This window comes from Thalassospira profundimaris (assembly GCF_003326675.1).
In the GTDB taxonomy this organism is placed as follows: Bacteria; Pseudomonadota; Alphaproteobacteria; order Rhodospirillales; family Thalassospiraceae; genus Thalassospira; species Thalassospira aquimaris.
The window spans coordinates 497,201-510,466 of sequence record NZ_JPWF01000002.1; the positions used below are offsets into that span (position 1 = coordinate 497,201).

11 protein-coding genes are annotated in these 13,266 nt (G+C 54.6%); 2 read left to right on the forward strand and 9 right to left on the reverse strand.

What is annotated here, in order from left to right; translation table 11 throughout:
* Positions 1-9: 9 nt before the first annotated feature.
* The 5 genes from urtD to TH19_RS04815 all read right to left on the reverse strand — a co-directional run bounded on the left by urtD (position 10) and on the right by TH19_RS04815 (position 6,398).
* Positions 10-792, reverse strand: coding sequence for an urea ABC transporter ATP-binding protein UrtD (gene urtD, locus TH19_RS04795; protein ID WP_114101237.1), 783 nt, complete (start codon positions 790-792; stop codon positions 10-12).
* 14 nt (positions 793-806) lie between these two features.
* On the reverse strand, positions 807-1,982 hold the full coding sequence (gene urtC, locus TH19_RS04800) for an urea ABC transporter permease subunit UrtC (protein ID WP_114101182.1): 1,176 nt from the start codon (positions 1,980-1,982) through the stop codon (positions 807-809).
* A 3-nt stretch (positions 1,983-1,985) separates the two neighbouring features.
* Entirely contained in the window at positions 1,986-3,689 is a 1,704-nt protein-coding gene (gene urtB, locus TH19_RS04805; RefSeq protein WP_114101238.1) for an urea ABC transporter permease subunit UrtB, read from the reverse strand.
* Positions 3,690-3,817: 128 nt separating this feature from the next.
* Entirely contained in the window at positions 3,818-5,092 is a 1,275-nt protein-coding gene (gene urtA, locus TH19_RS04810) for an urea ABC transporter substrate-binding protein (RefSeq protein ID WP_114101183.1), read from the reverse strand.
* Between the two features lie 352 nt (positions 5,093-5,444).
* A complete protein-coding gene (locus TH19_RS04815) occupies positions 5,445-6,398 on the reverse strand; it encodes a LysR family transcriptional regulator (RefSeq protein ID WP_181846313.1) in 954 nt (317 codons plus the stop codon).
* A 100-nt stretch (positions 6,399-6,498) separates the two neighbouring features.
* Here TH19_RS04815 and TH19_RS04820 point away from each other — a divergent pair, with 100 nt between their 5' ends.
* Positions 6,499-7,482 (forward strand): MBL fold metallo-hydrolase, encoded by a 984-nt coding sequence (locus TH19_RS04820; protein ID WP_114101185.1) that lies wholly within the window; start codon positions 6,499-6,501, stop codon positions 7,480-7,482.
* A gap of 94 nt (positions 7,483-7,576) precedes the next feature.
* On the opposite strand, the gene TH19_RS04825 is transcribed toward TH19_RS04820, so the two are convergent.
* Complete coding sequence (locus TH19_RS04825) at positions 7,577-8,773, reverse strand: urate hydroxylase PuuD (RefSeq protein WP_114101239.1); 1,197 nt, start codon at positions 8,771-8,773, stop codon at positions 7,577-7,579.
* Between the two features lie 287 nt (positions 8,774-9,060).
* On the opposite strand from TH19_RS04825, the gene TH19_RS04830 reads away from it, so the two are divergent.
* On the forward strand, positions 9,061-9,972 hold the full coding sequence (locus tag TH19_RS04830) for a LysR family transcriptional regulator (RefSeq protein WP_114101186.1): 912 nt from the start codon (positions 9,061-9,063) through the stop codon (positions 9,970-9,972).
* Positions 9,973-10,038: 66 nt separating this feature from the next.
* Here the strand turns inward: TH19_RS04830 and TH19_RS04835 are convergent, their stop codons facing one another.
* From TH19_RS04835 to TH19_RS04845, 3 genes are all read right to left on the reverse strand, one after another.
* A complete protein-coding gene (locus TH19_RS04835) occupies positions 10,039-11,076 on the reverse strand; it encodes a histone deacetylase family protein (protein ID WP_114101187.1) in 1,038 nt (345 codons plus the stop codon).
* A 78-nt stretch (positions 11,077-11,154) separates the two neighbouring features.
* Positions 11,155-12,324: a methyl-accepting chemotaxis protein gene (locus TH19_RS04840; protein ID WP_114101188.1), complete on the reverse strand. Its 1,170-nt coding sequence runs from the start codon at positions 12,322-12,324 to the stop codon at positions 11,155-11,157.
* 44 nt (positions 12,325-12,368) lie between these two features.
* On the reverse strand, positions 12,369-12,902 hold the full coding sequence (locus TH19_RS04845; protein ID WP_258547828.1) for a PAS domain-containing protein: 534 nt from the start codon (positions 12,900-12,902) through the stop codon (positions 12,369-12,371).
* Positions 12,903-13,266: the final 364 nt, after the last annotated feature.

Sequence of the window (13,266 nt, forward strand, 5' to 3'; positions counted from 1 at the left end):
ACATTCCCCCTAGCGGCCCAGATAAACTTCAATGACCCGCGGGTCTTTTTGCACGTGATCAAGACGGCCTTCGGCCAGAACCGATCCTTCGTGCAGAACGGTCACCTTGCAATCAAGGTCACGAACAAATTCCATGTCATGTTCGACCACCACAACCGAACGGTCCTTGGCGATCGAGCGCAAAAGCTTGGCGGTTTCCTCGGTCTCGGAATCGGTCATCCCGGCCACCGGTTCATCGACCAGAAGCAATTCGGGTTCCTGCATCAACAGCATCCCGATTTCGAGCCACTGTTTCTGACCATGCGAAAGATTGGCAGCCGTTTCATCACGCTTGTCTTCAAGCATGATGGTGACCAGAGTCTTTTCGATCTTGATCTTCTCGGCATCGCTTAACCGATGGAACAGCGCCTGAAACACGCCGCGCCCGCCCGAACAGGCCAGAAGAAGGTTGTCAAAAACCGTGTGGCTTTCAAATACCGTCGGCTTCTGGAATTTACGCCCGATGCCAAGATTGGCGATCTCGGCCTCGTCCATTTTGGTCAGGTCGATCTCGCTTTTGAACAAGACGTCGCCGGTATCGGGCCGGGTCTTGCCGGTGATGATATCCATCATCGTGGTCTTGCCCGCCCCGTTCGGGCCGATGATGGCACGAAGTTCGCCCGGCTCGACATAAAAGGACAGACTGTTAAGCGCCCGGAACCCGTCAAAGGTGACCGAAACACCGTCGACATACAGAATGGTTTCCGCCCGTGCTGATTTGACCTGTGGCTCGTCCGAGGCATGTGTTTCCATGACAGCAGCTTCGCTCATGCCTTGCCTCCTTCATCTGCGCGGCGTTTACGCCAGCTCGTCAATAATGATTGGCGATCTGCCGACCCGAATGCCGGGATCGCGCCAATCACGCCTTTTGGCAGGAACAGCGTCACGGCAATGAAAAGCCCGCCCAGGAAGAACAGCCAGAAATCCGGCATCACCCCGGTAAAGAAGGTCTTGGCATAGTTGACGATAAACGCGCCAAGTACGGCACCATAAAGCGTCCCGCGCCCGCCGACCGCGACCCAGATGACGATTTCAATCGACAGGGCCGGGGCAAATTCGCCCGGATTGATGATGCCGACTTGCGGTACATAAAGCGCACCGGCAATGCCCGCCATGACAGCGGAGACGGTAAAGACAAACAGCTTGTAATATTCCACCCGGTAGCCGGTGAAACGCACACGGCTTTCGGCATCGCGAATAGCAATCAGAACCTTGCCCAGACGCGACTGGGTAATACCGCGCGCCACGATATAGCACAAACCAAGGAACACGCAGGACGCCACAAACAGTCCGGCACGCGTGCCATCGGACTGCAACGAGAAGCCCAGCAAATCCTTGAAATCCGTCAGACCGTTATTGCCGCCAAAGCCCATATCGTTGCGGAAAAATGCTAGCAACAGCGCATAGGTCATGGCTTGTGTAATGATCGAAAGATAAACACCCGTAACGCGCGAGCGGAAGGCAAGGAACCCGAACACAAAGGCCAAAAGCCCCGGCACAAACATCGCCATGACAATGGCAAACCAGAACATGTCAAAGCCGTACCAGTACCAGGGCAATTCCTTCCAGTTCAGGAACACCATGAAATCCGGCAGGATCGGATCGCCATAAACCCCGCGATCACCGATCTGACGCATCAGATACATGCCCATCGAATAGCCGCCCAGCGCAAAGAACGCGCCGTGGCCCAGCGACAAAATACCACAGAACCCCCAGATCAGATCGACACTCAGCGCCAAAAGCGCATAGCAAAGATACTTCCCCAAAAGGCTCAACATCCAGGTCGGCACATGCAACGCCGATCCTTCGGGCACCAAAAGATTGCCCGCCGGAACAAGGATGGCCGCCGCAATCAGGATCAAAAGCAGGATCATCCCGCCCCGGTCCTGCAGGAGCCAGCCAACAACCGGCGTCATTTTGTATTTTTGACGATAATCGGTCATGGATCAGGCCTCCACCGCGCGACCTTTAAGGGCAAACAGGCCCTTGGGTCGTTTCTGGATAAACAGGATCAGTGCAATCAGGACAAAGATCTTGGCCAGAACGGCACCTGCCACCGGCTCAAGGAACTTGTTGACGATGCCAAGGCTGAACGCGCCCAGAACCGTCCCCCAAAGATTGCCAACCCCGCCAAACACCACCACCATGAAACTGTCGATGATATAGGTCTGGCCAAGGTTCGGGCTGACATTTGAAATCTGGCTCAGTGCCACACCGGCAATCCCGGCGATCCCCGAACCCAGACCAAAAGTCAGCGCATCAACGTAGCCGGTCCGAATGCCAACCGATCCGGCCATGCGGCGGTTCTGGGTCACGGCACGCATCTGAAGACCAAATGCCGTGTAACGCAGAACCCCGGCAATGCCGGCCACCACAATCACACTGAACAGGATGATCCAGAGACGGTTATAGGTCAGGACAAGTCCGGTCGAAAATTCAATTGCGCCACTCATGAAATCAGGTGCGGTAACCTGCTGGTTGGTTGCGCCAAAGATCGAACGAATGGCCTGCTGAAGCGCCAGACTAACCCCCCATGTCGCAAGCAGGGTTTCAAGCGGACGACCATAAAGGAAGCGGATCACGCACCGTTCAATGACAACACCAACCGCCCCGGCAACAAGGAATGCCGCCGGCACAGAAATCGCCAGCGACCATGCCGATCCCGATGGCAGAAACGGCGCGAGCGCCTGTTGCACCACAAAGGTGGTATAGGCACCAATCATGATCATTTCGCCATGCGCCATATTGATCACGCCCATCACACCAAAGGTGATGGCAAGACCAACTGCCGCCAGCAACAGGACCGAGCCCAGACTGATACCGCGATAAACATCGCCAACCGTCTGCCAGGTGGACAGGCGACGCTCAACCGACGAAAGCGCGTCCTTTGCCGCCTCGACGACTTCGGGCTGATAGCCTTCTGCCTCGGCACTGGCAACGAACTGTGACAGGACAGCGCGAATTTGCGGTGTGGTTTCGCTGGCCAGAACCGCAATCGCGGCCAAACGTTCATCGGTGGTTTCACCAGCCGCCAGCGCCATGGTCGCCTCGGCCAGTTGCATGCGCGCCAGCAGGGTTTCATCTTCTTCGCGCTCGATTGCGCGCAAAAGCAACGGCAACATCGCCGGATCACGGGCATCCATGATCTGTTCGACCGCCGCGGTACGGACATTGATGTCCGGGCTGAACAGGTTCAACGTCGCCAACGCATCACGCAGCGCCCCGCGCAAACGGTTATTGACCTTGATCTTGCTCAGTTCCTTGGAACTGCTTTCACCGGCCACTTCGCCGCTAACGATATCGATATGTGTGAAAACCTTGCCCTTTTTGGTGGCGATCACGACATGTTCGTCGCTATCGCGCACATAAAGATCGCCATCCAGCATGGCCTTAAGGATCGGGGCCACGCGCGGATCGCCATCGGCGGCCATTTTTTCGATCACCGCAACCTTTTTGGTCGCACTGTTATCATCAAGCTGTTCGGCAATATTTCGAAGTTCTTCGTCGCTAAACGCCTGCGCCATATCGGGCGCGACGGTTGCAAGCATCACGACACAGGCAACCACACCCATCATTCGGGCTGCCATGTTGCGCGCTGTGCAAACTGCAAACGGAGAACGGCGCAGTACTGAAAAAATGCCCTTGCGCATGATCACCAAACCTTTGAATTCAAATTGGAAAATCAAGAAAAGAAATCATCAGGAAACTTTGGCAATGCCATCGGCCTGATACAGAACGGGCCGGTCGCGCAAACACGACCGGCCCATCCCAAAACCAATTAGTACATCGGTTTTTCACAGTTGCCGCAGACCCACGGATAGGTCCAGTCGGCGGTCAGCTTTGCGCTTTCCGGCAGGAAGTCCGACCAGGCATCGCCAACGACGGTGCCTTCGGTTTCCCAAACGATGTCGAACTGGCCATCATCCTGAACCTCGCCGATCAGAACCGGCTTGGACAGGTGGTGGTTGGTGTTCATGACAGCGGTGCCACCGGTCAGGTTGGCAACTTCCTGGCCATACATGGCCTGGCGAACCGCATCAACATCGGTGGTGCCAGCCTGTTCAACAGCCTGTTTCCACATGTTAAAGCCGATATAGGTTGCTTCCATCGGGTCGTTGGTTACGCGCTTTTCATCACCGATGAAGGCGTGCCATTTTTTGATGAAGGCAGAGTTGGCATCGGATTCAACCGACTGGAAATAGTTCCAGGCAGCAAGATGACCAACCAGCGGCGCGGTATCGATACCGGCCAGTTCTTCTTCACCAACCGAGAATGCAACAACCGGAATGTCTTCGGCTTTGATGCCCTGGTTTGCGAGTTCTTTGTAGAACGGAACGTTCGCGTCACCGTTAATGGTCGAAACAACGGCGGTTTTCTTGCCAGCAGAAGCAAATGCTTTCACGTCAGCAACAATCGACTGCCAGTCGGAATGACCGAACGGGGTGTAGTTTTCCATGATGTCGGCATCGGCAATGCCTTTGCCGTTCAGGTAGGAACGCAGGATTTTGTTGGTGGTACGCGGATAAACATAGTCGGTACCAAGAAGAACGATACGTTCTGCCCCGCCACCATCTTCGCTCATCAGGTAATCAACAGCCGGAATGGCCTGCTGGTTCGGCGCTGCACCGGTATAGAACACGTTGCGCGAGCTTTCTTCGCCTTCATACTGAACCGGATAGAACAGCATGCTGTTCAGTTCCTCGAACACCGGCAGAACCGATTTGCGCGAAACAGAGGTCCAGCAACCAAAGACAACAGAAACCTGATCTTTTTCGATCAGTTCACGTGCTTTCTCGGCGAAAAGCGGCCAGTCGGATGCCGGGTCAACGACCACAGCTTCGACCTGTTTGCCAAGCAAACCACCATTCTTGTTCAGATCATCGACCAGCATCAGGACAGTGTCCTTCAGCGTGGTTTCAGAAATCGCCATCGTACCCGAAAGAGAGTGCAGAACACCGACCTTGATGGTATCTGCTGCCTGTGCGGCTGACATTGCCATTGTCGACAATGCCAAGGCCCCAGCGCCGACAAGCGCCTGAAGCTTCTTATTCATTTATAGCCTCCACTGCGAGTTTATTGCACCGCAGTGATGCTTGCTAAAACCGTGCCAGATTCTTTTTCAAATAGAATAAAATCAAGAATCGAGGGATTCCCACGCAATATGCCACTATTTTACAGCCGATTTCAGGAGAATATTTGCGGAAGCTGCATTTTGCATGATCAATTTTCAATCATAGATTAAATAATGATCATTTTTTAATCACATTGACGCCACATTCTTCACCGCTTATTTGATGGGCAGAAGTTTTGTCTCCACTGCGGTTATTGCACCACAATTCACCCTGCTGGGGGCTGCTTCTCGCCTCGCCGGTTCACCGGCGGGGCGTCATAATTTTCAGGGCTGATTACTCTGCGGCAAGAACGATCCGGTTCGGATCAATCGAGTCAATCACGCCACGGATCTGATCACGCAACCAGACCAGACCGACATCCTTGTCCGTCCACACCGCCCAGTTCATCGTCACCGGCGGGAATCCGATATCAATCGGCATCGGACAGAATGAAAGCCCGAATAGCGGTGCATACTGGATCGCAATCCGGCATGGCACAGTTGCCACGACCGGGGCGTTGCGGGCTGCTGCCAAAAGCGGCATGAAATCGGGTGCCGCCATCACAACATTCAGATCAATCCCCAACCCTTGCAACGCCGCGCCGACGCATCCCGCGACATTTTCGGTTTGCGACAGTACCGCATGACGGGATGCCAGATATTGGGCACGCGTGATGGGCGCACTCAGCCCGGTCAGTTCCGGGTTAAAGCAGCATGCCACTTCGGAATTGAACAACAATTCCCCGTGATGGCCGGTTTGCAGCTGGGTCTTGCACCCGATTGCCAGATCAATCTCGCCATTATTGATCATGGTATCGACGGTATCGGTCGTAATCGAACGACTTAAAATCTTGGTTCCCGGTGCTTCGCGCTGAAGATGGCGCACCAGTTCCGGCAACAGGATCATTTCCATTTCGCCGGTCACACCCAGACGAAACACGCGCTCCGCCTTGGCCGGATCAAAACAATCGGTCGCCTGAAGGGCATTTTGCGCCTGTGAAAGTGCGGTTCGCACCGGACCTGCCAATGCGCGCGCCTTGGCGGTCGGTTGCATTTTTTGACCCACACGCACGAACAATTCATCGGCCAGCAACATGCGCAGGGTCGATAAATTGTGGCTCATCGCCGACTGACCAATACGCAGCTTTTCCGCTGCCTTGGTGACACTCATCTCTTGCATCATGGCGTCAAACGCAATCATGAGGTTGAGATCAAAGGACCGTAAATTGAAATGATCAATATTATCCATGACTGGCATCGATTTGATTACTGACTGAACCCACTATAGCTTTTCCCCACAAGCTTACAACCCGCCGGTTCCCCACCGGCACGATTTGAGGGAAAAGAAAATGTTATCACGTCGCGAATTGCTTAAAGGCACGCTTGCCGCCGGTGCCGTCGGCGCGATTGGCAGCACGGTCTTCGTACCGCTGACCGCCAAGGCAAAGGCCCCGCTGGTCGGCACACAGGCACCGGGCTATTACCGGGTTATGGTGGGTGACGTCGAAGTCACCGCCCTTTCTGATGGCGTTGGTCTGTTTCCGATTGCCGACCTTTATCTTAACACCACGCCCGAACAGGCGCGCCTTGCCCTTGCCAATGCGTTTCAGGGCACGCCCACTCATCTTTCGGTCAACACATATTTGCTGAATTTCGGTGACCGTCTGGTATTGCTTGATGCCGGCACCAGCGATCTGATGGGACCGGCACTGGGTAAACTTCCGGCCAACATCATCGCATCGGGCTATCACCCCGATCAGATTGATGATGTTGTCATCACCCACGTCCATCCCGATCATACCGGCGGCCTGACCCTTGGTGGCAAAAAGGTCTTTGCCAATGCCACGGTCCATGCCCCGCAGCCCGATGCCGATTTCTGGCTGAGTGCCGAAAGCAAGGCCGCGGCCCCCGACGATGCCAAGGGCTTCTTTGATCAGGCGGCGGCCTCCCTTAAACCCTATATCGACAGCAACACCTTCCAGACCTTTGCCCCGAATGCACCGGCCATCCCCGGCCTGGTCAACACGACCTTCCGCCCGGGCCACACACCGGGGCACAGCGCGCTTTGGATCGAAAGCAAGGGCGAGAAGTTTGTCTATTGGGGCGACATCACCCATGGCGACGTTGTTCAGTTTGATGAACCCGGCGTTGCCATCGCCTTTGACAGCGATCCCGATCTTGCCATCAAGTCGCGCGAAGCCGCCTTTGCCGAGGCCGTTTCGGAAAAATATCTGGTTGCCGGATGCCATATTGCGTTCCCGGGCATCGGTCACGTCCGCGAAGACACGACCATGTATGACTGGGTGCCGATGAATTATCGCGCCGACGTCTAAACACTTCACGATCCCCCAACCGGCACATTAACGCAAAAGGGCGGCCGCATCACGCGACCGCCCTTTCTGCTGATAAACCGGGATGGAAAAACCCTTATTCCGGCATGCCCGCACGGATCCACTGCCCGATCTGGGCGCGCTCCTCGTCGGTCATCTCTGTCAAATTGCCAAGCGGCATGGCCCGGCCAATTACGGCTTGCGCCAGAATGCGCTGCGCATTGGCTTCAACCTGGGCCAGATCATCAAACATCACACCCGCCGGGGCTTCGTCGAAGCCCTCATCCCGCGGATTGGCCGAATGACATTGCGTGCAACGGGTCTGCACAATTGCAAGGGCGTGATCCGCACTGATCACATCTTCGTCCGCCAGCTTGACCGCATTGGGATCATAGGATGCAAACATCGCAAGGATCGCCATACCAACACCCGCAGCCGGCAACTGCCAGACAATCGCCTTGCCCGTCCCGCCGGCATTGCGCGTGTTAAAGAAGTGACGCACCAGACCACCGATGATCAGGATCAGGCCGACAATCACCCATGACTGGTCATGGGAAAACAGCATCGAATAATGGTTGCTGATCATCATCAGCAACACCGGCAGGGTCAGGTAGTTGTTATGCGTTGAACGCTGCTTGGCCTGAAGACCCAGTTTCGGATCGGGCTTTTCGCCTGCCATCAGGCTGGCGACGACCTTTTTCTGGTTCGGGATGATGATACGAAACACGTTGGCGGCCATGATCGTCCCGATCATCGCACCAACATGAATGAATGCGCCGCGGCCGCTAAACACATGGGTAAACAGATAAGCCGCCACCATGATCAGGACAAAAAGCGCCACCGCCAGTGTATCGGTGCGTTTGCCAATCGCGCTTTTGCAGATGATGTCATAGATCACCCAACCGGCAAACAGGCTGCCCAGACCAATCAGGATCGCATCCATCTTGGTCAGCGCCAGAACGCTTGGATCGATCAGATAGCTTTCCGCACTCCAGTAATACATGGTGACCAAAAGCGCGAAGCCGGTCATCCAGGTGAAATAGGCCTCGTATTTGAACCAGTGCAGATCAGGCGGCATCGAGCTTGGCGCGACCATCCATTTATTGACGTGATAGAACCCGCCGCCATGGACCATCCATGCTTCGCCATAAACGCCCTCATCCATGCCCGGACGCTTGCGCAAACTCAGATCAAGCCAGACAAAATAGAATGAAGACCCGATCCAGGCGATGCCCGTAATCAGATGCGCCCAGCGCAGGATCAGGTTGATCCAGTCCTGAAACAGAATATCCACGGTGCTTGAAACCTCCGTCACGCCCGGATGCAGGTTACGGATTTCTGCCTGCGGGCCGCCCCTCTGATGGTTGTGATCCGCCCTGCATATCCCCGCACAGTTCGGAACCATTCAAATCAATCTCTTATCTTCTCCTAACACAGCCCCCTGATCGGCTCTATTATTAAGGGGCCGAGCATAATCGAAATGACTTTCAAACTATTCTTTAAAATGGCACAGTGTGCGCCGATAAATAGAATATAGAACGATAATAAACGCCAGAATTCACCTCAGGAGCTTCCCGCGCCATGTCCGATTTTGAGGACATCCAGATTTTTGTCCGCGTTGCCGAACTTGGCAACCTTTCTGCTGCCGGTCGCGAGTTGCGCCATTCAGCAGCCGTGGTGTCGAACCGGATTGCGCGCCTTGAAGAACGCCTTGGCGTAAGGCTGCTTAACCGGACCACACGGCGCGTCAACCTGACCACCGAAGGCGATGTATATTACCGGCACTGCCTGCGCATTTTATCGGAAATGCAGGAAGCCGAAAACGCCATAGCCAACCAGAAAAACACCACACGCGGCCCGGTAACGCTGACCTGCCCGGTGGCATTTGGCAATAAATATGTCGCGCCGATCATTCCGAAATTCGTCGAAAAAAACCCCGACGTGCAAATTCGCCTGCATCTGTCCGACCGGCTTTTGGACCTTTTGCAGGACAAGGTCGATCTTGCCATCCGTATCGCCGAGCTTAAGGAAAGTTCCCTGATCGTGCGCAAACTTGCGGCCAACAAACGCATGCTGGTGGCAAGCCCGGATTATCTGGCAAAGCACGGCACACCGCAAACCCCAGCCGATCTGATGAACCACAATTGCCTGCTTCTGCGCTTCCCCGGCTCAAGGCAGTATCAATGGACCCTTTCGGGCCCGAACGAAGAACCACCCGTCACCCTTGCCGTTTCCGGATCAATGGATTCCGATAATGGCGAAGTTCTGACCCGCTGGTGCCTTGATGGTCACGGCATTTCGCTAAAATCAAACTGGGAAGTTGGCGAACTGGTCCGCGATGGCAAGCTCAGGGTCGTCCTGCCCGATTATCAACCACCGTCACACGCGGTCTATACGCTTTACCCGGAAAACCGGTACCTACCGACCCGCGTGCGCGCCTTTGTCGATTTTCTGGTATCCGAATTTGGTGGCACCCCGCCTTGGGAACGCTAGACCAACAATGCAAAACGCCCCGGCACTCTGCACGGGGCGTTTTGGTATTTAACGGCTACTCGAAGATCAGCGCTTCGCCTGATCCAGATAACCACTCAAAACCGCTGCCACATTAAGTCCGATTACGTCATGGGCGTAACCGCCTTCCATGACAAACACGGTCTTAAGGCCCAACCGCCCGATCATCTGACCGATCCGGTTAAAGTCATCGGTCTGCAATTTGAAGTCACAGATCGGTTCGGCTTCATGCGCATCAACGCCAAGCGCGATGACAAGTGCATCGGGCTGCCAGGTGACAAGTTTTTGCATCGCCTTGGCAAAGGCCTGTCCCCACGCCCCGAAATCACTGCCACCGGCAAGCGGGATATTCAGGTTTGCACCAGCCCCGTCATTACGACCAGTTTCATTGGCATAGCCCATGAAGAACGGGAACTGATGGGTTGGATCGGCATGGATCGAAATGGTCAGAACATCGCCACGTTCATAGAAAATATCCTGCGTGCCATTCCCGTGATGGTAATCGATATCAAGGATCGCAACCTTTTTCGCGCCCTTGGTGATCATATGCTGGGCGGCAATCGCCGAGTTATTGAGGAAGCAATATCCGCCATAACGATTGGCATGGGCGTGATGTCCCGGCGGACGGGTCAAGGCAAAGGATGCAATGCCGTCATTCCATGTGGCATCGGCCGCCGACGTCACCGTCTGCGCCCCCCAATAAGCAGCCTTCCAAGTACCCGCGGTAATCGGTGTATCGCTTGAAATCGCGAACTGGCCAAGACGCGCACTGATATGTTCGGGATGGCCACCCGAAAAACCGGCCGTCGGCCAGACATAGGGGAAGGCATCGCCGCTTTTGCCGGCTTTGGTCCATTCAACCCAGGCATTTTCGATGAAATCAAGATATTCGGGATCATGAATGGCCCGGATCGGGTTCATGCCATGATCGGTGGGATCCACAAGCTGCGCCTTGACCGCATGGGCCACCGCATCACGAATGATCGGAATACGCCGGGCATTTTCAAAACAGGGCACCATACGCCCGTGATGCATTTCGCCCGCACCGTCATGGGCATCATGACGGGAATTGAAAAAGACGCGCATAACCCCGTTTCCTTGTTTCGAGATGACGACAGGGCGCCATATCTGGCACCCTGTTTATGTGTTGCGCTGTGAAAGCGGCTATTTCTTGGCGGTAAAAAGAAGCTTCTCGATGGTATCGAGGAACCCGCCAAGATGCTTGCGCAGATTTTCCGACTGTTCGGCCAGACGTCCGGCCATATCGCGTGTGGTATCGGCGGCAACACCGGTCCGCCCGGCCATGTCGGACACCACGGTGATGTTGTCGGTCACTTCCTGCGCACCACTGGATGCCTGTTCGACATTGCGCGTGATGTTCGATGACAGGCTGGCCTGGGTTTCAACATTACCCGAAATCGTATCGGACCGAACGGCAAGATCATCAATCACACTGGCAATTTCGCGGATCGCCCCGACCGATTGTTCAATCGCGTTCTGGATGTCCTGAACTTTTTCCTCGATGCTTTCGGTCGCCTTGCTGGTCTGGTTGGCAAGACTTTTGACCTCGTTGGCAACGACGGCAAAGCCCTTTCCGGCTTCGCCTGCACGCGCGGCTTCGATGGTGGCGTTCAGGGCCAGAAGGTTGGTCTGGGCTGCGATATCACGGATAAAGCTGACCACTTCGACAATCTCGCCAGCCGCAGCTTCAAGTTCGCCAATCCGGCCATCAGTTTCCTGGGCAAGACCATTGGCACGATTGGCGATATCAACCGATTCACGGGCCTGCTCGGACACAGCACGGATCGACTGGTTCAGTTCCTCGGACGCTGATGAAACCTCGGTCACGTTGCTTGCGGTCTGGCGCGCAGCGGCCGCAACATTGGTCGAACGTGAACTGGTTTCATGGGCAATGGTGTTGGCTTCGCCCGATGCCTCGGCCAGGGCCGAGGCGGCATTGGCAATATCGTCAACAGCTGCAAACGATCCGCTTTTGAAGTCACTCAGGATTTCAGAAAACCCTGAAAGTTTCTGTTCAATCGATGCGGTCGCGGCATTGATACGCTTGGCCGATGACAGATATTCACCGACAAGGCCGGTTTCGACAATCCGCCGATAATAACGGTTTTCCGAAACAGCGCCCATCGACGCCGCACTTTCGCGCAAGAACGCGTCATTCCGGTCGATCAGGCGGTTGATCGCAACAAACAGCTCGCGCATGTCCGGATGACTGTCGACATTGGTGATACGGGCCTCGTAATCACCTTCTGCAGCAGCCAGAACAACGTCCAGCGCCTTTTTGATACCTGCTTTCGAACCACCAAATATCGCCATTGCGAACCTCGAACCTTCGATTTAGAGACGCCCAGGGTCAGGACCTAGAGACTTTGGATAAATTGATCATATGCCAAACCGGCATCTGACAGTTTCTTGGCAAGCAATTCAGACGCTGCATTCATGCCGTCCTTGCGATTGCTTGTACTTTCTTCGACTTTGCAAAGCTCCGCATATAGCGGGATGATCTTGCTACGCAAAATAGCGGGATCAGCAACCCGACGGTTGGAGTGATATCCGATCACTTTGTGACCGGAATCAAATGTCGGTGTCACATGGGCATAAACCCAATAATGGTCGCCGTGTTTCCCCATATTCAGGACATAGGCAAAGATCTCCTTGCCGGAACTGATATGGTCCCACAGCAATTTGAAGATGCATCTTGGCATATCGGGATGACGGATCATGGAATGCGGCTGACCGAGAACTTCATTCTCGGTGTAATCCGACAAGCGCAAGAACACTTCGTTAGCATAGGTAATATGGCCCTTAAGGTCAGTTTTGCTAACGATCAGTTCTTGTGGCTTGAAGTGACGTTCCCTGCCGGATGGCTTGATCACCGGACGCTTATCACTCACCTTGACACCCCGTTTAATCTTTTTTTTGATCCCAATGCGCAAGTCGCTTGGGAGCTGAATTATTGAAGTATCATGCAACCTTAATAGAGCGAAGAAAAAATGTAAATTTTTCATACGCTTCATGCACAGTTTACAACGATAATTTTTAGAATTCCTCTAAGCGAATGGTCGGAATTCCTGACTGTAGCAAGCAGCGAAACGACTGCAAAATTTGCAATATTTGAAACCTGGCAACTCTGGCACGTTTTGTTCCTCCCCCGACCGGGGGATGCGCCCGTGAACAATTTCACATTTTATAGAAGCGCAGAGGCATCCCGGGCCCATCCAGTCACAATAGCAACCAAATACCGGGCTCGACGTATCA